This is a genomic window from Pseudomonas sp. TNT2022 ID642 (assembly GCF_028656995.1).
GTDB lineage: Bacteria > Pseudomonadota > Gammaproteobacteria > Pseudomonadales > Pseudomonadaceae > Aquipseudomonas.
Map to the genome: position 1 here is coordinate 1 of NZ_JAMDGW010000004.1, position 22,564 is coordinate 22,564.

Below are 22,564 nucleotides of genomic sequence, written 5' to 3' on the forward strand. Positions count from 1 at the left end.
AACCCTCTCCCGGAGGGAGAGGGTACTGACCGAGGTGTTTGTACGAGCTACATCGACCTGAAATGTCGGGTTGAATTCAAGTTTTGAAAAGCATGAAGATCGGCTCCCTTTCCCCCTCGCCCCCCTGGGGGAGAGGGCTGGGGTGAGGGGGTTGGATCTTGCTGACCCAACCCAATCTTCATCACTCCGCCGTCGAAGGCTTCGCCCAAAGATTGATCCCGCCCTCTTGGGCAAACCGGTCAATCTCCGCCAGCTCTTCAGCACTGAAGCTCAAATTCTTCAACGCCCCGACGTTCTCGATAATCTGCTCCGGCCGGCTCGCACCAATCAACGCCGAAGTCACCCGCGGATCGCGCAGCGTCCACGCCAGCGCCAGTTGCGCCAGACTCTGACCACGACGCTTGGCAATTTCATTCAGCGCCCGCACGTGAGCAATGTTGGCATCGGACAAGTGCGAAGCCTGCAGCGAACCACCGCCCGGACGATTGACCCGCGCATCCGCCGGCACGCCGTTGAGGTATTTGTCGGTGAGCAGACCTTGCGCCAACGGGGTAAACGCGATCACGCCGGTGCCGAGTTCATCGGTGGTATCGAGCAGGTCTTTTTCCACCCAGCGATTGAGCAGGTTGTACGCCGGTTGATGAATCAACAGCGGCACTTTCCACTCTTTCAACAGCGCCGCGATCTCGCGGGTTTTCACTCCCGAGTACGACGAGATACCGATGTACAACGCCTTGCCCTGCTGCACGGCAGTGGCGAGGGCGCTGGCGGTTTCTTCCAGTGGGGTGTCCGGGTCAAAGCGGTGCGAATAGAAGATATCCACATAGTCGAGACCGAGGCGCTGCAGGCTCTGGTCGAGGCTGGCCAGCACGTATTTGCGCGAGCCACCGCCCTGGCCGTAAGGGCCGGGCCACATGTCCCAACCGGCCTTGCTGGAGATGATCAGCTCATCGCGGTATTGCTTGAAGTCTTCGCGCAGCAGGCGACCGAAATTGATCTCGGCGCTGCCGTACGGCGGGCCGTAGTTGTTGGCCAGGTCGAAGTGGTTGATGCCCAGATCGAACGCGGTGCGCAGCAAGGCGCGCTGGGTGTCGATCGGCGTACTGTCGCCGAAGTTGTGCCACAGGCCCAACGACAGCGCCGGCAGCACCAGACCGCTGCGGCCGACGCGGCGGTAAGGGATGGAGTCGTAGCGGTTTTCGGCAGCGGTGTAAGTCATCGAATCCTCTCTTGTCTGTCTTGAATGGGGTGTCGACTTCATCGCTAGCAGGCTAGCGATTGGGCGCTACAAAAATCTATTGCCGGGTCGAGCGAGACCAAGGTTCTGGCGCAACGTCCGACCTTCATACTCAGTTCTGAACAACCCACGCCGTTGCAGTTCCGGCACCACGCCATTGGCGAAGTCTTCGAGCCCGCCCGGCAGGTGCGGCACCAGCACGTTGAAGCCATCCGCCGCGCCTTGTTCAAACCATTCCTGCAAGCGATCAGCGATCTGCTCAGGCGTACCGACCAGGCTGTAATGCCCGCGCCCGCCCGCAATCTTGCGACCGAGTTCGGCGAGGGTCAGCTTCTCGCGCCCGGCCAGTTCCGTGAGCAATCTCTGCCGGCTCTGCTGACCGCTTTGCGTCAGCGGCAACTCTGGTAGCGGCCCGTCCAGCGGGTACTTCGACAAATCGAAGTTGCCCAGCATACGCCCAAGCAAGGCGACGCCAACCTCGGGTTCGACTAATTGCTGAAACGTTTCACATTTTTCCTGCGCTTCGGCTTCGGTGCCGCCGACCACGACAAAAACCCCGGGCATGATTTTCAGCGAGTCAGCGCTGCGACCGTACTTGGGCAGACGGCCTTTGAGATCGGCGTAAAACGCCTGGGCGTTGGCCAGAGAGGTCTGCGCGGTGAACACCACCTCAGCGGTCTGCGCCGCCAATTCACGTCCAGTCTCGGAAGAGCCGGCCTGCACGATCACCGGTTGCCCCTGCGGCGAACGCGCAACGTTCAGCGGGCCTTTGACGCGAAAGTGCTCACCAACATGATCCAGAACGTGCAACTTCGCAGGGTCGTAATACGCCCCACTGGCCTTGTCGCGCGCAAACGCATCATCTTCCCAGCTATCCCAAAGCCCGGTCACCACCTGGTGAAACTCGCGGGCGCGGCTATAGCGTTCGGCATGACCAATATGTTCATCACGACCGAAATTCAGCGCCTCGGCGGCGTTGTCCGAGGTCACCAGATTCCACCCCGCACGCCCACCGGAAAGGTGATCGAGCGAAGCGAATTTGCGCGCCACGTGATACGGCTCGTTGTAGCTGGTGGTTGCCGTCGCAATCAGGCCGATGTGCTCGGTCACCGCACTCAGCGCCGAGAGCAACGTCAACGGCTCAAAGTGATCAGAGCGCGCCATGCGACTGGCGATGTCCTGGGTCGGCGCGGCGACGCTGTCAGCGACAAACAACGCATCGAATTTCGCTGCCTCGGCAATTTGCGCCAGCCGCTTGTAATGGGTGAAATCCAGGCCGGCATTCGCCGGCACATCAGGATGACGCCACGCCGCGACGTGGTGCCCGGTGGCCATAAGGAATGCGCCGAGTTTCAACTGTCTGCTCATCTCAGAAATCCTTGCGCAGTTGCACGCCGAAGTAGCGCTCGTCATCCCGTGGCACGGCGCGGTAGATGTAGTTACCGCCGCTGGCGAGCAACGGTGAATAGGACTTGTCGGTGAGGTTCTTGCCCAGCAGCGCCACGCGCCAGCCATTGCTGTAATCGGCCAGAGCGACGCTGGCGTTCCACAGGCCGTAGGCACCCTGCTTGGTGTCGGCGTTCTGGCTGATGTCGTACTGCACTTCGCTCTGCCAGCTGTAGTCGGTGCCGAGTTCGATATCCAGGCCGTTATCCAGCGGGATGCTGTAGTCGGCGCGCACGTAGCTTTTCCAGTCCGGGCTGAACGGCAGCGGTTTGCCGTTGACGTTGCACGACGCCGCCGCGCCCGCCGGGCAGGCGAATTCGTCGATCCGTGCGCGGGTGTAGGCCAGTGCGCCGGACAGTTTCAGTTGCTGGGTGGCTTGCAAGGCGTAGTCGAGTTCGACGCCTTCGGTGCTGACGCTGCCGGCGTTGATCAAACGTGTCACAACCTGGCCGGCGACGGTGTCGAAGAAGTTCGCCTGATAGTTGTCGTACTCGCTGTGAAATACCGCAAGGTTGGTGGTCAGGCGATTGTTCCAGCTCGTCGCTTTGATCCCCGCTTCCCAAGTGTTGGAGGTCTCCGGTTTCAGCGCTTCGGTGTCGCGCGGCTGCATGTTGAAGAACACGTTGTAGGCCGGGCCTTTGTAGCCGCGCGAGTAGGTCAGGTAAGTGGTGACTGCATCGCTCAGGTCGTACTGCACGCCGAGGCGGCCGGACCAGCCGTCTTCGTCGACCGAGCCTGAGCTGCTGGTCGCCGGTTGAATGCCGCTGACGGTGGTTGCTGAAGTCGAAACGCGGCGGTGATCGTATTCGAGATCATCGTGGGTGTAGCGCAGGCCAGCGATGCCGCGAAAGTCGGACGTGAAGTTCAGGGTGGCCTCGCCGAACGCTGCGTAGCTGTCGCTGGTGGTGCTGTAATCAGCGACGCCGCGATCGGTGCGCGTGGTGGTGGTCAGCGTGCGCTGATAGGTCTCGTCGTCCTTGCCGTGCATGTAGAACAGGCCGCCGACGTACTCGAGAAATTCACCCTTCGGCGAAGCCAGACGCAGCTCTTGCGAGTATTGATCGAAAGCCAGATCGCCCTTGTCCGCCGTGCCGGGAAACGCTGCGGTCACTGTGCCGAGACGGTCGCCGTCCTGATATTGGGTGTTGTCCCAGCCGCGCCATGCGGTGATCGACGTCAGGGTGTAATCGCCCAGTTGCCAATCGAGTTGGCCGGACAGACCTTTGTTGGTGTCCTCAACGTGTGAGCGGGTGTCGGTGTTGATGTCGCGGTTGTGGCTGCTTGCATTGACCGGACTCAGCGCGTTGGTGAAGGCCGGGGTCAGCGACTTGCTGACAACGCCATTGGGACCGTCGTCGTGGGACTGCATGTAGTCGGCGATCAGGGTGAAGGTGACGTCGTCATTCGGGGTGAATTCGAGTTTGCCGCGCACGCCGCGATGGTTGTAGCCGTTGACCTCCTGACCGTTGTGTTTGTTGTCGACATTGCCGTCGTAGGTGCCGAACAGCGTGCTGATCGAGCCCTTCAGTGTGTCCGGAATCAGGCTGCCGCCGATACCAAATCGGGTGCGACTTTCATTGCCGCTGTAGTACGACTGATCGATGTAGCCGTGGGTTTCGGCGGTCGGCGCCTTGCTGGTGATGTTGAGCACGCCGGCCGATGCGTTTTTGCCAAACAACGTGCCTTGCGGGCCGCGCAATACTTCGACGCGTTCCAGATCCAGCAGGTCGAGCGTGGACTGACCCGGCCGCGCATACACCACGCCATCGATCACCGTCGCCACGGTCGGCTCGACGCCCGGCGAGGTGGAAATCGTGCCGACGCCGCGCACGAACAACGAGGTGTCCTTGTTCGAAGCGCCGGTACGGAAATTCAGCGACGGCACTTGCTGCACGATACTGGCCACGCCGTTGCGGTTGTCGCGCTCAAGCTGTTCGCCATCGATGACGGACACCGCGACCGGCACTTTTTGCAGCGACTCTTCGCGGCGCGTGGCAGTGACGGTCACGGATTTGAGTGTCGGCTCCTGATCACTGCTCTCGGCAGCGAATACGTTGGGCAACGGCAGCGCCGCCAACCCCGTGAATAACCAGCCGGCGGCGCGAATCGACTGCGCCAGTTTGTGTGTCGCCCCAGGAATGTTGTGCATGTTTGCCCGCTCGAAATTGGCCCTTAACCGCTGCCGTTCTGCGACGACAGCGCCTGAATCGGTGTCTTGGGCATTCGCTCGAGCGAGTAGCAGACAGCGCGCTTTGTTAGCGCTACCATCGACAGTATTGGCAAGCCGCACATAGAGCGTCCAATACTGAAAAATTACTTTTATATGCGATTTGGTTTTTAATAAGGATCGAGCCTTGAGCGAAGAAAAGCCCCGCAAACGCCGTGGCGCCGGCCGTGTGACCCTCAATGCCGTGGCACGTGAGGCTGGGGTTTCGGCGATTACCGTGTCGCGCTACTTCAACCAGCCGGAGCAGGTTTCGCCCGAGCGCCGCGAACGGATTGCGGCGGTGGTGGCGGAGTTGGGTTACGTGCCGAATCTGGTGGCCGGCGGGCTGGCCTCGGCACGGGGGAAAATCGTCGGGATGGTGATCCCGAACATTTCCGGGCCGATCTTCGCCAATACCATTCAAGGCTTCAGCGACACGCTCAGCCGTCACGGTTATCAGCTGTTGCTGGCGTCGAGTTACTTCAGCACCGAGCAGGAAGAAAACGCCGTGCGCGCGTTTCTTGGCTGGTCGCCCGCGGCGCTGGTGCTCACCAGTCACTTTCACAGTGCCGGCACGGAAAAGATGATCGCCGAGGCCGATGTGCCGGTGATCGAGACGTGGGATTACCAACCGGATCGTGAGCCGATGCAGATCGGTTTTTCGCATTTTGAAGTGGGCGTGACGGCGGCAAAACATCTGCTGGGAAAAGGCTACCGACGTATCGCCTTCGTGCAGAACAGCGCGCCGGGGGACTTCAGCGCACTGGAGCGCCGCGACGGTTACGCGGCGACTTTAAAAGAATCCGGCCTGAAACCCTGGATCTTCGCTCCCGACGCTGACCGCGCACCATTCGAGGCCGGCAAACAGGCGATGGACGCCCTGATGAACACCACACCGCGCCCCGACGCGATCATCTTCGCCAACGACAACCTCGCCGCTGGCGGGCTGCTCGCCGGGCAACGCGCCGGTTTGAAAATCCCCGAAGACTGCGCCGTTCTTGGCTTCGGCGATTACCCGTTCGCCGAGATGCTGCTACCAAGCCTGAGCACGATCAAACCACCGGCACTGGAGATCGGCGTACTGGCTGCAACACGCGTGCTGGAAAGCCTTGGCGTGTTGCCGAGCGACGAGGTGCAGCGGCTGAACCTGCTGCAGTGCCAAGTCATCGAACGGGAAAGTACCTGACTTCGCTATACCGACAGTTCGCGCAAGGCGGCCGCCGCGAGAAATCCGGAACGGGATCGATAGCGCTGGTCACGGCGGACTGTCTGGTCAATACGCTCAAGCAACTGCTCCGGCAGCGTGGCGTTAAAACGCACTGACTTGCCGAAATACGGGGTGATATCAAAATCGACCACGCCCCAGATCCCTCCCGCGTAATCCGGGTTATCGAGATGAGCATCAATGTCCCGCACTTGCGGTAACGGCGCGCTGTCGGCGACCAACCCCTCATAGTGAAGCGCCAATGCCTCCTGAGTATTTTCAAACGCCTCAGCGACCGTAGTGCCTGCGGAGAAACAACCCGGGACATCCGGGATGATCACTCCGTAGTCTGAGTCGGCATCCTTGTGCAGAACGACCGGGAATTTCATATGAGTGAGTCCTTCCTCTGACAGGCCCATAAAACGGCCTTCGTTTCCAATAACGGGCCTCATTTCAAGCCCGCCTGTTTCAAAATGCTGTTGATCGTGCCCTTGGGCAGATCCGAATCAGGGTGCTTGATCGTCACCCTTCCTGGCTTGTGCGGATGCTTGTATTGGTGGTGGCTGCCTTTCACCGCCACGAGATACCAACCATCGTCTTCGATCATCCTGATCATTTCCCGACTGCGCATTTCCTTTGCCCTGTTCGACAGCTAGAGCCATTTACTCTAGAGGGCGCAGGAGCCTTTGATACACACGATACACACTCAGATAAATATTAGCTCACTGAACAATCGCTCGGTTATGGGGCAGATCAACGGCAGGCTTGGGCCAGCAAGAAAAACACGTCGCCGGCCAAACTCTCTGTAAGGGTCGCAAAATATGTCCAATAGAGATGTGGCGGGACTGGCTATGCTCTAAAGAACACCGAGGTGACCCCTTCGCGAGCAGGCTCGCTCCCACAAGGATTTCCTGTGTACATGAAATTTATGTCCAGCCGGGATCCATTGTGGGAGCGAGCCTGCTCGCGAAAGCGATCCTTCAGGCAATGCACCTCCACCAGGCAGAACCCGCCATGCACACCGCCATCATCATTTTCTTCGGCCTGATCCTGCTCGCGCTGATGCTCTACATCGGCGAGCGCATCGGCTTCAGCCGCCAGACCATGGCCTACGGCTTCGCCGCGCTGTGGCTGGCGTTAACGGTGATCAATGGTGCGGTGGGGGTGGTGCATGCCGGCCAGTCCGTGGGTTCGGAAATAGCCATAGGCAGTGCGGTGTTCGGGGTACCGGTGGCGGCGATGGTGTTGTTCATGGTGCTGAGCGCCGAGTCCTGAGCAGACCCGGCGCCCAACCGCCGATCAACGCACCAGATGCAGGAACTGCATGTGGCGTTCGTACTGGTCGAGGATGTCGTTGATGATCTGCTCTTTGGTGTAGCCGACAAGATCGTAGTCCTGACTGCCCTCGCTCAAGTGCACTTCGGCGCGGTAGTAGCGGCGGTTGTTGAGTTGCTTGGAACCCATGCCGCCACGCGCGAACGACGGCGTGAAGTAGCCGCGCATCTGCACCTGATAGATGAACGGATGCGCATCACCATGGCCGATTTCCAGACTGACGCTGTCATTCGCCGGATCCGGCTGCGTGACCACATTCAGGCCTTTCTCGACAAACACCGCCGTCACTTCTTCAATCGCCGGGCGCACCGTGGTGTCCATGAAGCGGTACACCTCGTCACGCGACGGGAAGTGCACAGCCTGGCTCAGACGCTGTCGCCAGCCACCGGTGCCGCGCCGTGAACCGGAGACCGGTGCCAGCGAATGCAACTGCGCGATCTGTTTCTGCGACTCCAGATAGAACGCCTTGTGCAGGCCCCACATCATCAGCAGCAAGATCAGCGAGAACGGCAACGACGTCAGCACCACCGCTGACTTCAGCGCATCGATGCTGCCGGAGAACAGCAGCGCACTGGTGATCAGCGCGGTCATCGCGCCCCAGAACACCCGCAGCCATTTCGGCCCGTCTTCGTCCGGGTTGCCGCCCTTGGCCGAGAGCGTCGAGAGCACCACGGTGCCGGAATCGGCAGACGTGACGAAGAACACAAAGCTGATAAACACCGTCACGGCGATGACGGTTTTGCTCCACGGATAGGTTTCCAGCAGCAGGTAAATGCTCATCGACGGGTTGTCGATGGCCGACATGCCCAGCGCGCTCATGCCGTGGTTGAGGACCTGATCGATCGCGCTGTTGCCGAAGATCGACATCCACGCGAGGGTGAAACCGAGCGGAATCAGCAGCACGCCGAAAACGAATTCACGGATGGTGCGGCCACGGGAAATCCGTGCGATGAACAAGCCCACGAACGGCGACCATGCAATCCACCAGGCCCAGTAGAACACCGTCCAGCCACCGAGCCAGTCGCTCGGTTTGTCGTAGGCGTAGAGGTCGAAACTCTTCATCGGCAAGGCGCCGAGGTAGTCGCCCAAGTTCTGGATCAGGGTGTTGAGCAGATGCTGGGTTGGCCCGGCAAACAACACGAACAGCAGCAGGGCACAGGCCAGCAGCATGTTGATGTCGGACATCACCCGCACGCCTTTATCAACGCCGGAGACCGCCACGATGATCGCCGCGCCCATCATCAGCGTGATCAGGCCGACCTGAATCCACTGGGTGTGCGCGATGCCGAACAGGTAGTCGAGGCCCGAGTTGAGGTGCAGCACACCAAAACCCATGTCGGCGCCCAGACCGAACACCGTGGCGATGATGCCGAAGCCATCCACTGCGTAACCGATCGGGCCGTTGATGCGTTTGCCAATCAGCGGATACAGCGCCGAACGCAGGGCCAGTGGCAGATTGTGGCGGTAGGCGAAATACGCCAGCGCCATGCCGACGAAGGCGAATACGCCCCAACCATGCAGGCCCCAGTGCAGAAACAGAATCTGCATCGCCTGACGCGCCGCATCCGCCGTGCCCGCCTCGCCTTGCGGCGGCTGCAGCATATGGGTCAGCGGTTCAGAGACGCAGAAGAAGAACAGCGTGATGCTGATCCCGGCGGCGAACAGCATGCCGGCCCAGGACAGATAACTGAATTCGGGCTCGTCGTGGTCGGCACCGAGTTTTATCTTGCCGTAGCCAGATAAGGCGGTGACCACCACGAAGACCAGATACAGGGTCATCGCGAGCATGTAGTACCAGCCGACCGTATTGGCCGCCCAGTTTTGCGCTTCCAGCAGCCAGGCGCCGGCCTGCTCCGGCATGGCGATAACAACGAGACCAAACAGCAGAATGACCGTCGCGGCGAAGTAGAACACCGGCGGATTCATGCGCACCAGACCGCTGGCGGGGGTAGACGATGCACTCATGAAACGTGCACCTCGAGGGGTTGAAACGTGGCTGAAATGATCGGACTCAGCAAAGGCAAGCCTCCTGTTGTGAGCGGGCAGCGAACCACCGGTTTAACTTGAATGAACGTTCAAGTTAAACATGGATGGGGTGGTAAGGACTAATCGTACGGCTAGGCGGTAGTTTTCCTACGCTAGCTCAAGGATGGGTATGACGTGGGTTTGGGGGGATTCGTTCAACATCCCCTCACCCTAACCCTCTCCCAAAGGGAGAGGGGACTGATTGGGGGATATTTGAGAACTACGCCGACGTGATCCTGCTGTACCGAATCCAGAATCGCCCCGGTGTTTCAGGTCGATGGATAACCCAAAACACCTCGGTCGGCCCCCTCTCCCTTTGGGAGAGGGCTGGGGTGAGGGTTTGCTTTTGATCGCCTTTACTTCTGCGTCCCGTCATCATGCTGCAAATTCGCCTGGGTCAGATTGCACCCCGCCGGCACGCTGCGCGTCAGCCACACATTGCCGCCAATGGTCGAACCCTTGCCAATGGTGATCCGCCCGAGAATCGTCGCCCCGGCATAAATCACCACGTCATCTTCAACGATCGGATGACGCGGATGACCTTTCTGCAACTGCCCGTCCTCATCCGCCGGGAAGCGCTTGGCGCCCAACGTCACGGCCTGATAAATCCGCACGCGCTCGCCAATGATCGCGGTCTCACCAATCACCACACCGGTACCGTGATCGATAAAGAAGCTACGGCCGATCTGCGCCCCTGGGTGAATATCGATGCCCGTCGCCGAATGGGCGATTTCCGCACTGATCCGTGCCAGCAACGGCAGCCCGGCGCGATACAAATGGTGCGCGAGGCGATGGTGAATCACCGCGAGAATCCCCGGATAGCACAGCAGCACTTCATCAACGCTGCGCGCCGCCGGATCACCGTGATAGGCCGCCAGCACATCGGTGTCGAGCAGTGTGCGCAGGCCCGGCAGTGCGAGGGCGAAATCCTGCACGATCTGAATCGCGCGGGCCTCGACTTCCGTGTCGGCCTGCGCGCTATGGCGGGCGACGTAGCGCAGCTCCAGGCGGGTCTGCGCCAACAAGGCATTCAGGGCGACATCGAGGGTGTGGCCGACGTAGAAATCTTCGCTCTCTTCGCGCAGATCCACCGGGCCCAGACGCATCGGGAACAGCGCGCCACACAATGCTTCAAGAATCTCCGCCATCGCTGCGCGGGACGGCAACTCGCGACCGCCCTGCTCGCCGGACGCCCGGCCGTTCTGTGCCCGCCACTGATCCCGCGCGCTGCGCAGTTGGCTGACGATGGTCTGCAATTGCCAATGGCTGGAACGCTCGCTCACGGTAAAGACTCCTCACGGGCGGCCGGACTGTCTGGCCGCGTCAACGGCGACTACTTTACGGCATGCTCACGAGAGCGAATTAAGAACCGATAGTGCTGGCCTCAGTTCATTTGGCTATAAGCGATCCACGGTTGCCCCAGCAAAAGCGCGTGCCTATAGTCCTTTCATCTTCCTCCGCCAGTACGGACTCATGATCAAACAACAGCTGGACCGCTTTAACCGTCTCGACCTGCTCGGCCACCCGACGCCACTGGAAAAACTCGAACGCTTGTCCACCTGGCTCGGTCGCGAGGTGTACATCAAACGCGATGACCTGACGCCGCTGGCCATGGGCGGCAACAAACTGCGCAAACTCGAATACCTCGCTGCCGACGCCCTCGCGCAAGGCGCCGACACGCTGATCACCGCCGGCGCCTTGCAATCGAACCACGTCCGCCAGACCGCCGCACTGGCCGCCAAATTGGGCCTGGGTTGCGTGGCGCTGCTGGAAAATCCGCTGGGCACTGACGACAGCAACTACACCGGCAACGGCAACCGCCTGCTGCTGGATCTGTTCGACACCAAGGTCGAGCTGGTCGACAACCTCGACAACGCCGACGAACAACTGACCGCCCTCGCCGCCCGCCTGCGCAGCAACGGCAAGAAGCCGTATCTGGTGCCAATCGGTGGTTCCAATGCGCTCGGTGCGTTGGGTTATGTGCGCGCCGGTCTGGAGCTAGCCGAGCAGATCAAGGACACCGGCCTGAATTTCGCCGCTGTAGTGTTGGCCTCGGGCAGTGCCGGAACGCACAGCGGTCTGGCATTGGCGTTGAGCGAAGTGTTGCCGCAATTGCCGGTGATTGGCGTGACCGTTTCGCGCAGTGATGAAGATCAGCGGCCGAAGGTACAAGGCCTGGCGGAACGCACGGCGGACCTGCTCGGTGTCGAGCTGCCGACCAGTTTCAAGGTTGAGCTGTGGGACGAATATTTCGGCCCGCGTTATGGCGAGCCGAATGCCGGGACGTTGGCGGCAGTGAAGTTGCTGGCGAGTCAGGAAGCGGTGTTGCTGGATCCGGTTTATACCGGCAAGGCGATGGCGGGATTGCTGGACGGGATCGGGCGTCAGCGTTTTGATGAGGGGCCGATCATTTTCTTGCACACCGGCGGCGCGCCGGCGTTATTTGCCTATAGGGATTTTTTGTAAGAGCAAGATCAAAAGATCGCAGCCTGCGGCAGCTCCTACACGGGATTACCTGTAGGAACTGCCGCAGGCTGCGATCTTTTTCCACAGATGCCGCATATTCCAATAAAGAATATCATTTTCAATATTAAGTATTTTCAAGTCTAACGCAGACGCCTTATAGTCTCGCCGCAGGCGAATTTCGCGAGAGACGCATAAGCTGCTTTAAGGCAGGATAGCGCTGTCGTCCGAATCACCAATTCGCCAACTTTCCTTTAGCGTCTTCCATAAGAAAACACAGGGGCTCGTCATGAATTTTTCCGCACTACGTCGCAATCTGCTGGTGGGTTCGCTGGGCCTGGCGCTAAGCGCCGGTCTGATCAGCCAGGCAGTGGCCGGTGAGCAGCTGCAACAGATCAAGGACAAAGGCGTTATCAACGTCGGCCTGGAAGGCACTTATCCACCGTTCAGCTTCGTCGATGCCGACGGCAAACTGTCCGGTTTCGAAGTCGAACTCTCCGAAGCGCTGGCGCAAAAGCTTGGTGTCAAAGCCAAGGTTCAGCCAACCAAGTGGGACGGTATCCTCGCTGCGCTGGAATCCAAGCGTCTGGACGTTGTCGTCAACCAGGTGACCATCTCCGAAGAGCGCAAGAAGAAGTATGACTTCTCCGAGCCGTACACCGTTTCCGGGATTCAGGCGCTGGTGCTGAAGAGCAAAGAAGCCGCGCTGAACATCAAGACCGCCGCCGACCTGTCCGGCAAGAAAGTCGGTGTAGGCCTGGGCACCAACTACGAACAATGGGTCCGCGCCAACGTGCCAGGCGCTGACGTGCGTACCTACGACGATGATCCGACCAAGTTCGCCGACCTGAACAACGGCCGCACCGACGCCATCCTGATCGACCGTCTGGCCGCCCTGGAATACGCCAAGAAAGCGCCGAAAACCGTCGCCGCCGGTGAAGCCTTCTCGCGTCAGGAAGCCGGTGTTGCCCTGCGCAAAGGCGAACCTGAACTGCTGGCAGCCGTGAACAAAGCTCTCGACGAGCTGCGCGCCGACGGCACGCTGAAGAAGCTGTCCGAGAAGTACTTCAACGCTGACGTCACCAAGTAATGGAAGAGGCTTTCCAACTCGCGCTGGATTCCGCGCCCTTCCTGCTCAAGGGCGCGTACTACACGGTAGTCCTCAGCCTCGGCGGGATGTTCTTCGGCCTGCTGCTGGGCTTCGGCCTGGCGCTGATGCGCCTGTCGCGCTTCAAATCGGTAAGCTGGCTGGCGCGCATCTACGTGTCGTTCTTTCGCGGCACACCGTTGCTGGTGCAACTGTTCGTGATCTATTACGGCTTGCCGCAATTGGGCCTCGAACTGGATCCGCTGCCAGCGGCGCTGATCGGCTTCTCGCTGAACATGGCTGCTTACGCCTGTGAAATCCTCCGCGCCGCGATCGGCTCGATCGAGCGTGGTCAGTGGGAAGCGGCTGCGAGCATTGGCATGACCCGCGCGCAGACCTTGCGCCGGGCCATCCTGCCGCAAGCGATGCGCACGGCATTGCCGCCGCTGGGCAACAGCTTCATTTCACTGGTCAAAGACACCGCTCTGGCAGCCACCATTCAAGTACCGGAACTGTTCCGTCAGGCGCAGTTGATTACCGCCCGGACTTTCGAAGTCTTCACCATGTATCTTGCCGCCGCACTGATCTACTGGATTCTGGCCACAGTGCTTTCGCACTTCCAGAACAAGTTGGAAGAGCGGGTCAATCGGCACGACCAGGAGTCCTGACCCCATGATTGTCGTGGAAAAACTGACCAAGCAATTCAAGGGTCAAGTCGTGCTCAACGGCATCGACCTCGAGGTCAAGGAAGGTGAGGTGGTCGCGATCATCGGCCCCAGCGGTTCGGGGAAAACGACGTTCCTGCGCTGCCTGAATTTCCTTGAACAACCCACCAGCGGCCGGATCAAGGTTGGCGATATCGAAATCGATACCAGTCGCCCGCTGAACCAGCAGCAAGGTCTGGTGCGCAACCTGCGCCAGCACGTGGGTTTCGTGTTCCAGAACTTCAACCTGTTCCCCCATCGCACCGCTTTGGAGAACGTCATCGAAGGCCCGATCGTGGTCAAGAAGATGCCGCGCGACGAGGCAGTTGCTCTGGGCAAGAAGTTGCTGGCCAAGGTCGGACTCGCCGGCAAAGAAGACGCTTATCCGCGTCGTCTCTCCGGTGGACAGCAACAGCGCGTGGCGATTGCCCGGGCGCTGGCCATGGAACCGGAAGTGATCCTGTTCGACGAACCGACCTCGGCCCTCGACCCGGAACTGGTCGGCGAAGTGCTGGCGACCATTCGTGGCCTCGCCGAAGAAAAACGCACCATGGTCATCGTTACTCACGAAATGGGTTTTGCTCGCGACGTGGCCAACCGTGTGGTGTTTTTCGACAAAGGCGTGATCGTCGAGCAAGGTGAAGCCAAAGCGTTGTTTGCCAACCCGAAAGAACAACGCACTCAACAGTTTCTCAGCAAGTTCTTGAATCACGCCTGAGAACTTTCATTGCGATACCGACAACTTCCATGGATGGAAGTTACTTTTGTTAAAATCCCGCCTCATTAACACCCTATCCTGACAAAACATATCCGCAGCGGTACATATATATGTTCTGCAACAGATAATGCCCGCCTCAATCGCGCTCAACCCGACATGACAAAGCTCGAATAAACATGCGCAAAACCCGCCAAAAAGCCCTGAGTTCCGTGGCTCATTTCGCCTGAGCGCCTAGGCAGATGACCACAGCAGCGTAGGAAACTTCTGATTAACTCGTAATTCCCGGATTAACTAATATCGTCTATTGACACCCCATCCCGCACGCTCTTATCTAGTCGACAACTGGCACCACTTAGTTCAATCAACCCGTATTCAACTTGAATAAAAGTTCAAAGTTTTATTGCCAGTTTATTCACGCCTTTTGTTCTTCCAGAAACGGACTTCGCTGCAAGGCTTCAAGGAGAGAAATCGATGACCCGCACTTCGCATACCCCCGAACTGGCAGCGCCGATCCTGGCGCCTGCGCAAAAAACCGGCATCAATCTAAGCGCCGCCGCACATTTTCTGGTCGAGGTCTCGCCCTACCCCGATATGGACAGCGGAGACCTGATCGAGCTGTTCTGGAACAAATGCTATGTCGCCTCCAGGGTGCTGACGGCCGATGACGTCGGCACAGCGGTCCGCCTGCGGGTGCCGGAGAGTTTCATCGCCAGCGGCACCGCGCGCATTCACTACCGGGTGATGCAGGTCGGTCAGGGTCCGGCGCTGTCGGCAGCGACGCGCGTGCAGGTCAAACTGGACTGCCCCGGTGGACAACCCTCGACGCTGAGCGCAGATGAAAACCAGCAACTGGCCCCCGTGACCATCCCCGACGTCATTCGCCGCCAGGGCGTGAATCCGAACCAGATCAAACGCGGCGTGCCGCTGACTATCGAGCCGTACCTGAACATGGCCGAGGATGACGCCATCACCTTGCGCTGGGGTGATGTGCGCATGGATCTGGCACCGGTCACTGCCGCGGATATCGGCTTGCCGATTCAGGTCTGGGTCCCGCCGTCGGTGATTGTCGAAGCTGGCGAGGATCTGCGCCTGGACGTGACGTATTGCATCCTTGACCGGGTCGGAAACAACTCACGCTGGGCGCCGCCACGTACCTTGAAGATCGGCTGTGTGAATCCTTATCTGAAAGTCCCTCTGAGGCAGGAACTCAAGGCGGCCGAATCGAGCAAGACCTGATGCGCTTTGCTGGTGATGGGGGTTGAGCCCCCTCACTCGAAATTCTTAACCAACCCGACCATCACCTCTTCTATACATATTCCTAAAAGTTAGTTTATTTAATATTTATACACGCTTAGGGTATATGGACCGGACCACCGGACATTCTTTCGTTCGCCGCACTTTGCGGCGTTTTTCATAAGATGTGAGGTAGGTAGTATGGTCCGGAACACAATCACCCCAGTGCAGATCGCCAGGGCATTGCGTGCAGCCAAGGAGCGGCACTGATGTCCAGTCTGGCAGACGCAAACGTCCAGTCGGATCTGGACATCGCCCCGTTATTGTTGCCTGCGCAGGTCTTGCGCAACGACGCCCAAGCCATCAAGGCTGCCCATGAACTGGCGCAAGTCGCCCGCGTGCAGGCGGCCAAACGCGACCGTCAGCGCAAGCTGCCGTGGTCGGAAATCGAACAGTTCACCCGCAGCGGATTAGGCAGCATCGCCATCCCGCGCGAATACGGTGGCCCGCAGGTTTCATTCGTCACTCTGGCCGAGGTGTTCGCGATCATTTCCGCCGCCGACCCGGCGTTGGGGCAGATCCCGCAGAACCAGTTCGGCATCATCAATCTGGTGCTCGGCAGCGCGACCGAGGAGCAGAAAAAGCAGCTGTTCCAAAGTGTTCTGGAAGGCTGGCGCATCGGTAACGCCGGCCCTGAGCGCGGCACCAAAAACACCCTGGAACTGAAAGCGCGGATCACCGCCGACGGCGACGATTACGTGATCAACGGCCAGAAGTTCTATTCCACCGGCGCGCTGTTTGCGCACTGGGTTGCGGTCAAGGCACTCAACGATGACTGCAAGCAAGTGCTGGCCTTCGTTCGTCGCGGCACGCCGGGCCTGCGCATCGTTGATGACTGGTCGGGCTTCGGTCAGCGCACCACCGCCAGCGGCACGATTGTGCTGAACAACGTGCGCGTCGAGTCGAGCCTGGTGGTCGATAACTGGAAGATCAACGAGGTCCCGAATACTCAGGGCGCGGTGTCGCAGCTGATTCAGGCCGCCATCGACGCCGGAATTGCCCGTGGCGCTATCGACGACGCCATCGAGTTCGTCAAAACCCGTGCACGGCCATGGATTGATGCCAAGGTCGAACGCGCCAGTGATGACCTCTACGTGATCGCCGACATCGGCAAACTGAAAATCGAATTGCACGCGGCCGAAGCGCTGCTGCGCAAGGCCGGCAAAGTGCTCGATCAAGTGCACGCCGCGCCGCTCACCGCCGAATCCGCCGCACGCGCCTCAATTGCCGTGGCCGAAGCGAAAGTGCTGACCACCGAGATTTCTCTACTCGCCAGCGAAAAACTTTTCGAACTGGCCGGCAGCCGCGCGACCCTCGCCGAATTCAATCTCGACCGCCACTGGCGCAACGCCCGCGTGCACACCTTGCACGACCCGGTGCGCTGGAAATATCACGCGGTCGGCGCCTATCGCCTGAACGGCACGTTGCCTGCTCGTCACTCCTGGATTTAACGACCAGAACACTTTTGACCAGATCTCTGGAGAAACACATGACTTTTTCCCATCCCGTCGCGGTCATCACCAGCGATGAGCAAGCCCTGATCGTCGCCAGCGACCTGGCCGAAGATTTCAAACGCGACAGCGCCCTGCGCGACCGTGAACGTCGCTTGCCACTGCCGGAACTCGACGTGTTTTCCCGCTCGGGCCTGTGGGGCATCAGTGTGCCAAAGGAATACGGCGGCGCTGGCGTGTCCAACGTAACTTTGGCCAAAGTCATTGCCCTGATCGCTCAGGCTGACGGTTCGCTCGGGCAGATTCCGCAGAACCATTTCTACGCACTGGAAGTGCTCCGTGTGAACGGCAGCCACGCGCAGAAACAACGGCTGTACGCCGAAGTGCTCGCCGGCCAACGGTTCGGCAATGCCTTGGCAGAACTGGGCACCAAAACCGCCCACGACCGCGTCACCAGCCTCAAGCGCGACGGTGATGGGTATCGCATCAACGGCCGCAAGTTTTATTCGACCGGTGCGATTTACGCGCAGCGTATTCCGACTTCGGTTGTCGATGAAACCGGCGTGCAGCAACTGGCCTTTGTCCCGCGTGACAGCAAAGGCCTGACGGTGATCGACGACTGGAGCGGCTTCGGTCAGCGCACCACCGGCAGCGGTTCGGTGGTGTTCGAAGACGTGTACGTTGCCGCCGAAGACGTGCTGCCGTTTCAAAGTGCCTTCGAACGCCCGACCACTGTCGGCCCGTTGGCGCAGATCCTTCACGCCGCCATCGACACCGGCATCGCCCGCGCCGCTTACGAGGATGCGTTGCATTTCGTGCGAAGCAAGACGCGCCCGTGGATCGATTCCGGTAACGACAAAGCCACCGAAGATCCACTGACACTGAAAAGCTTCGGCCACTTGAGCATTCGCCTGCACGCCACCGAAGCCTTGCTCGAACGGGCCGGCGAACTCCTCGACGCCGCGCAAACCGAGACCAACGCCGAGACCGTCGCCGCCGCGTCGATTGCTGTCGCCGAAGCACGGGCGATCAGCACGGAAATCTCCCTCGCCGCCGGCAGCACGTTGTTCGAGCTGGCCGGCAGCCAGGCGACCCTGATTGAACACGGCCTCGACCGCCACTGGCGCAACGCCCGCGTGCACACCTTGCACGACCCGGTGCGCTGGAAATATCACGCGGTGGGCAACTACTACCTCAACGATGAAAACCCTCCATTGCGAGGAACGATCTGATGAGCGCGGCGAAAAAGAAGATCCTGCTCAACGCGTTCAACATGAACTGCATCGGACACATCAACCACGGTCTGTGGACGCATCCGCGCGACACCTCGACGCGCTACAACACCATTGAATACTGGACCGAACTGGCGCAACTGCTCGAACGCGGGCTCTTCGACGGTTTGTTCATCGCCGACATCGTCGGCGTGTATGACGTCTATCAGAACTCGGTCGACGTCACGCTGAAAGAGTCGATCCAGTTGCCGGTCAACGATCCGTTGTTGTTGGTCTCGGCGATGGCCGCCGTGACCAAAAACCTCGGCTTCGGCCTGACCGCGAATCTCACCTACGAACCGCCATATCTATTCGCCCGACGTATGTCGACGCTCGATCATTTGAGTCGTGGTCGTGTCGGCTGGAACATCGTCACCGGTTACCTCGACAGCGCCGCCAAAGCCATGGGCCTCAGCGAACAAGTCGAGCATGACCGTCGTTACGATCAGGCCGACGAATATCTGGAAGTGCTCTACAAGCTCTGGGAAGGCAGTTGGGAAAACGGCGCGGTGCTCAATGACCGCGAGCAGCGGATCTACGCGCAACCGGAAAAAGTACACAAGGTCGAGCACAAGGGCGAGTTCTATCAAGTCGAGGGTTATCACCTCTGCGAGCCGTCTCCGCAGCGCACGCCAGTGCTGTTTCAGGCCGGCAGTTCCGATCGCGGTTTGCTCTTCGCCGGTCGTCACGCCGAGTGCGTCTTCATCAGCGGCCAGAACAAACCGTCGACCAAGGTTCAAGTCGACAAGGTCCGCGCCAGTGCCGTGGAAGCGGGTCGCAACCCTGAGGACATCAAGGTGTTCATGGGCCTCAACGTGATTGTCGGGGCGACTGAGGAAGCCGCGTGGGCCAAGCACGCCGAATACCTGAGCTACGCCAGCGCCGAAGCCGGCGTAGCGCATTTTTCCGCGTCGACCGGCATCGACTTTTCCCAGTACGAAATCGACGAACCGATCCAGTACGTGAAGAGCAACGCCATTCAGTCGGCCACGAAAAACCTGCAGAACAACGACTGGACCCGGCGCAAATTGCTCGACCAGCACGCCCTCGGTGGTCGCTACATCACCGTGGTCGGTTCGCCTGAGCAAGTGGCGGATGAGCTGGAGTCGTGGATCGCCGAGACCGGTCTGGACGGTTTCAACCTGACCCGGATTGTTACGCCGGAAAGCTATGTCGATTTTATCGAGCTGGTGATTCCGGAACTGCAGCAGCGTGGGTCGTACAAGACCGCGTATGACAGCGGCAGCTTGCGCGAGAAGCTGTTTCACGGCGCGGCGCAGTTGCCCGAGCAACACACTGGATCTTCGTACCGCCGCTAAAAGCTTCGCGAGCAGGCTCGCTCCCACATTCGGAATGCATTTCCCTGTGGGAGCGAGCCTGCTCGCGAAGAAGCCCGACCAGACACCACAAATCTATGCACTGACTGGAAAACTCATCATGACCAAGAAAACCCTGTCCCACCCAGTCAAAGCACTGGCCCTGGCCCTCGGTCTGTTCAGCTCGGCCGTTTTCGCCGCCGACGCCCCGTTGAAAATCGGCACCACCGCCGCCTTCGCCATCCCGCTGGAAGCCGCTGTCGAAGAAGCCTCCAAACAAGGCCTTAAAGTCGAACTGGTGGAGTTCACTGACTGGATCGCACCGAACGTCAGCCTCGCCGCCGGCGACATCGACGTGAACTACTTCCAGCACATCCCGTTCCTCGAAAACGCCAAAGCCGCGTCGGGTTTTGATCTGGTGCCGTTCGCGCCGGGGATCATCAACAACGTCGGCCTCTACTCGAAAAAATACAAAAGCTTCGATGAGCTGCCAGAAGGCGCCAGCGTCGCCATCGCTAACGACCCGATCAACAGCGGTCGCGGTTTGCAGCTGCTGGCCAAGGCTGGCTTGATCACCCTGAAACCGGGCGTTGGTTACAAGGCCACCGAAGACGACATTGTCGCTAATCCGAAAAAAATCAAGATTCTGCAAGTCGAAGCCGTGCAATTGGTGCGCGCCTATGACGACGCTGACCTGGTCCAGGGCTACCCGGCCTACATTCGTCTGGCGAAGACCTTCGATGCAGGTTCCGCGTTGCTGTTCGACGGTCTCGACCACAAGGAATACGTGATTCAGTTCGTCATCCAGCCGAAGAGCAAAACCGATCCGCGTCTGATCAAATTCGTCGACATCTACCAGCACTCGCCAGCCGTTCGCGCTGCGCTGGATAAGGCTCATGGCAAGCTGTATCAAGCCGGTTGGGAAAGCTGAGCATGACGGCCGCGATCCAACGGCGACTGGAAATTCCAGAGCCACACAACGCCGAAAAAACCGAGCTGCACCCTGAGTTGAATCGCGCCCACGTACGTTTTATCGGCCTGGGCAAAACCTACAACGGCCGGCAAGGCCCGATCGCGGCATTACAGGGCATCGATCTGGCGATTCAGCGCGGTGAAGTGTTCGGCATCATCGGCCGCAGCGGTGCCGGCAAGTCGTCGCTGATCCGCACGATCAATCGTCTGGAGCAGCCGACGTCTGGGCGGGTTTTGATCGATCAGGTCGACATCGGCGAGTTCGATGAAGACCGTCTCGTCGCGCTACGCAGGCGCATCGGCATGATCTTTCAGCACTTCAATCTGATGTCGGCCAAGACCGTTTGGCAGAACGTCGAACTGCCGCTGAAAGTCGCCGGCGTGCCGAAAGAACAACGCGAGAAGAAGGTTCGCGAACTGCTCGAACTGGTTGGCCTGCAGGAAAAGCACAAGGCTTATCCGGCGCAGCTTTCCGGTGGGCAGAAACAGCGTGTCGGCATCGCCCGCGCGTTGGTGCATGACCCGGACATTCTGCTCTGCGACGAAGCCACTTCGGCGCTCGACCCCGAGACCACCCAGTCGATCCTCGGCCTGCTGCGTGAAATCAATAAACGCCTGGGCCTGACCATCGTCCTGATCACGCACGAGATGGCAGTGATCCGCGAAATCTGCGACCGCGTTGTCGTGCTTGAACACGGGCGGGTTGTCGAGCAAGGCCCGGTCTGGGAAGTGTTCGGTAATCCGCAGCACGAAGTCAGCCAAACCTTGCTGGCGCCGCTGCAACACGCGTTGCCGGAAGAATTGCAGAGTCGTTTGCAAACGCAGCCCACCGCCTCCGACGCTGCTGTGGTGTTGCGTCTGCAGTTCACCGGCAGCGCCAGTGATGAACCGGATCTGGCCGCGCTTTTCACAGCGCTCGGCGGCCGGGTGAAGTTGCTTCAGGGCGGCGTTGAGCGGATTCAGGGACATGCGCTCGGGCAACTGTTGTTGGCCATCAGCGGTTCAGCGTTCAGCGCCGAACAATTACGCGAGCGCGCCGCACCGTGGGCGCAACGAGTGGAGGTAGTGGGTTATGTGGTTTGATCGCTTGCTGCAGGGGTTTATCGACACGTTCCTGATGGTCGGCGTGTCGTCGCTGATCGCGTTGCTGGTTGGGATTCCCATGGCGGTGATTCTGGTCACCAGCGACAAGGGCGGGATCTACGAAGCACCGGTGTTGAACCGTGCGTTGGGTGCCTTCGTTAACCTGTTTCGCTCGATCCCGTTTCTGATTCTGATGGTCGCGCTGATTCCGTTTACCCGCTTGATTGTCGGCACTACGTACGGTGTCTGGGCTGCCGTGGTGCCACTGACGATTGCCGCTACGCCATTCTTTGCGCGGATTGCCGAAGTGAGTCTGCGTGAGGTTGATCATGGTTTGATTGAAGCGGCGCAGGCGATGGGGTGCCGGCGCTGGCACATTGTCTGGCATGTGTTGTTGCCTGAGGCGCTGCCGGGGATTGTCGGCGGTTTCACGATTACGCTGGTGACGATGATCAACTCTTCGGCGATGGCCGGGGCGATTGGGGCTGGCGGGTTGGGCGATATCGCCTATCGCTACGGCTATCAGCGCTTTGACAGCCAGATCATGCTGACGGTGATTGTGTTGCTGGTGGCGTTGGTCGCGGTGATTCAGTTGGGTGGGGATCGCTTGGCGCGGGGGTTGAACAAGCGCTGAACTCATCCGGATTCATGCCACGCCCTTGAAACCGCTTTCGCGAGCAGGCTCGCTCCCACATTTGGAATGTGTTCCCCTGTGGGAGCGAGCCTGCTCGCGAATGGCTGCGCAGCAGCCCC

At 59.8% G+C, this 22,564-nt stretch carries 20 protein-coding genes; 13 read left to right on the plus strand and 7 right to left on the minus strand.

Annotated elements, in window-relative coordinates; translation table 11 throughout:
• Positions 1–181 precede the first annotated feature (181 nt).
• The 3 genes from mgrA to M5G26_RS04070 form a co-directional block, all read right to left on the minus strand.
• Positions 182–1,219, minus strand: coding sequence for an L-glyceraldehyde 3-phosphate reductase (gene mgrA / locus M5G26_RS04060; protein ID WP_273914503.1), 1,038 nt, complete (start codon positions 1,217–1,219; stop codon positions 182–184).
• Positions 1,220–1,285: 66 nt separating this feature from the next.
• Positions 1,286–2,605, minus strand: a complete 1,320-nt coding sequence (locus M5G26_RS04065; RefSeq protein ID WP_273914504.1) for an LLM class flavin-dependent oxidoreductase — start codon at positions 2,603–2,605, stop codon at positions 1,286–1,288.
• 1 nt (position 2,606) lies between these two features.
• Positions 2,607–4,832, minus strand: coding sequence for a TonB-dependent receptor (locus M5G26_RS04070; RefSeq protein WP_273914505.1), 2,226 nt, complete (start codon positions 4,830–4,832; stop codon positions 2,607–2,609).
• 205 nt (positions 4,833–5,037) lie between these two features.
• Between M5G26_RS04070 and M5G26_RS04075 the strand changes: the two genes are divergently transcribed.
• Complete coding sequence (locus tag M5G26_RS04075) at positions 5,038–6,075, plus strand: LacI family DNA-binding transcriptional regulator (RefSeq protein WP_110720692.1); 1,038 nt, start codon at positions 5,038–5,040, stop codon at positions 6,073–6,075.
• 5 nt (positions 6,076–6,080) lie between these two features.
• On the opposite strand, the gene M5G26_RS04080 is transcribed toward M5G26_RS04075, so the two are convergent.
• Together M5G26_RS04080 and M5G26_RS04085 are read right to left on the minus strand one after the other, a co-directional pair.
• On the minus strand, positions 6,081–6,545 hold the full coding sequence (locus M5G26_RS04080; RefSeq protein ID WP_401042953.1) for a type II toxin-antitoxin system HicB family antitoxin: 465 nt from the start codon (positions 6,543–6,545) through the stop codon (positions 6,081–6,083).
• Positions 6,542–6,724 (minus strand): type II toxin-antitoxin system HicA family toxin, encoded by a 183-nt coding sequence (locus M5G26_RS04085; protein ID WP_026000492.1) that lies wholly within the window; start codon positions 6,722–6,724, stop codon positions 6,542–6,544. Before M5G26_RS04085 ends, M5G26_RS04080 begins: the two co-directional genes overlap by 4 nt.
• Positions 6,725–7,107: 383 nt before the next feature.
• Here M5G26_RS04085 and M5G26_RS04090 point away from each other — a divergent pair, with 383 nt between their 5' ends.
• A complete protein-coding gene (locus M5G26_RS04090) occupies positions 7,108–7,368 on the plus strand; it encodes a hypothetical protein (RefSeq protein ID WP_095122232.1) in 261 nt (86 codons plus the stop codon).
• Positions 7,369–7,392: 24 nt separating this feature from the next.
• On the opposite strand, the gene betT is transcribed toward M5G26_RS04090, so the two are convergent.
• Both betT and epsC read right to left on the minus strand, forming a co-directional pair.
• Positions 7,393–9,354, minus strand: a complete 1,962-nt coding sequence (gene betT, locus M5G26_RS04095) for a choline transporter BetT (RefSeq protein WP_273914569.1) — start codon at positions 9,352–9,354, stop codon at positions 7,393–7,395.
• A gap of 455 nt (positions 9,355–9,809) precedes the next feature.
• A complete protein-coding gene (gene epsC / locus M5G26_RS04100) occupies positions 9,810–10,736 on the minus strand; it encodes a serine O-acetyltransferase EpsC (RefSeq protein WP_016983653.1) in 927 nt (308 codons plus the stop codon).
• Positions 10,737–10,926: 190 nt separating this feature from the next.
• Between epsC and M5G26_RS04105 the strand changes: the two genes are divergently transcribed.
• The 11 genes from M5G26_RS04105 to M5G26_RS04155 all read left to right on the plus strand — a co-directional run bounded on the left by M5G26_RS04105 (position 10,927) and on the right by M5G26_RS04155 (position 22,445).
• The gene (locus tag M5G26_RS04105) at positions 10,927–11,919 is read left to right on the plus strand and encodes a D-cysteine desulfhydrase (RefSeq protein ID WP_273914506.1); all 993 of its coding nucleotides are present in this window, start codon (positions 10,927–10,929) and stop codon (positions 11,917–11,919) included.
• A gap of 286 nt (positions 11,920–12,205) precedes the next feature.
• Entirely contained in the window at positions 12,206–13,006 is an 801-nt protein-coding gene (gene tcyJ, locus M5G26_RS04110) for a cystine ABC transporter substrate-binding protein (RefSeq protein WP_150692894.1), read from the plus strand.
• A complete protein-coding gene (gene tcyL / locus M5G26_RS04115) occupies positions 13,006–13,671 on the plus strand; it encodes a cystine ABC transporter permease (RefSeq protein ID WP_007918741.1) in 666 nt (221 codons plus the stop codon). The genes tcyJ and tcyL overlap by 1 nt, the downstream gene beginning before the upstream one ends.
• A gap of 4 nt (positions 13,672–13,675) precedes the next feature.
• Positions 13,676–14,425, plus strand: a complete 750-nt coding sequence (gene tcyN, locus M5G26_RS04120; RefSeq protein ID WP_134176193.1) for an L-cystine ABC transporter ATP-binding protein TcyN — start codon at positions 13,676–13,678, stop codon at positions 14,423–14,425.
• A 471-nt stretch (positions 14,426–14,896) separates the two neighbouring features.
• On the plus strand, positions 14,897–15,661 hold the full coding sequence (locus M5G26_RS04125) for a hypothetical protein (protein ID WP_150692892.1): 765 nt from the start codon (positions 14,897–14,899) through the stop codon (positions 15,659–15,661).
• A 266-nt stretch (positions 15,662–15,927) separates the two neighbouring features.
• Positions 15,928–17,169 (plus strand): SfnB family sulfur acquisition oxidoreductase, encoded by a 1,242-nt coding sequence (locus M5G26_RS04130; RefSeq protein ID WP_273914507.1) that lies wholly within the window; start codon positions 15,928–15,930, stop codon positions 17,167–17,169.
• A 38-nt stretch (positions 17,170–17,207) separates the two neighbouring features.
• Positions 17,208–18,401: an SfnB family sulfur acquisition oxidoreductase gene (locus M5G26_RS04135; RefSeq protein WP_273914508.1), complete on the plus strand. Its 1,194-nt coding sequence runs from the start codon at positions 17,208–17,210 to the stop codon at positions 18,399–18,401.
• The gene (locus M5G26_RS04140) at positions 18,401–19,759 is read left to right on the plus strand and encodes an LLM class flavin-dependent oxidoreductase (protein ID WP_273914509.1); all 1,359 of its coding nucleotides are present in this window, start codon (positions 18,401–18,403) and stop codon (positions 19,757–19,759) included. Before M5G26_RS04135 ends, M5G26_RS04140 begins: the two co-directional genes overlap by 1 nt.
• A gap of 118 nt (positions 19,760–19,877) precedes the next feature.
• The gene (locus M5G26_RS04145) at positions 19,878–20,687 is read left to right on the plus strand and encodes a MetQ/NlpA family ABC transporter substrate-binding protein (RefSeq protein WP_273914510.1); all 810 of its coding nucleotides are present in this window, start codon (positions 19,878–19,880) and stop codon (positions 20,685–20,687) included.
• A 2-nt stretch (positions 20,688–20,689) separates the two neighbouring features.
• Entirely contained in the window at positions 20,690–21,811 is a 1,122-nt protein-coding gene (locus M5G26_RS04150) for a methionine ABC transporter ATP-binding protein (protein WP_273914511.1), read from the plus strand.
• Positions 21,801–22,445 carry a methionine ABC transporter permease gene (locus M5G26_RS04155; RefSeq protein ID WP_034151854.1) on the plus strand — a complete coding sequence of 215 codons (645 nt, stop codon included), beginning with the start codon at positions 21,801–21,803 and terminating at the stop codon, positions 22,443–22,445. Before M5G26_RS04150 ends, M5G26_RS04155 begins: the two co-directional genes overlap by 11 nt.
• The last annotated feature ends 119 nt before the right edge of the window (positions 22,446–22,564 follow it).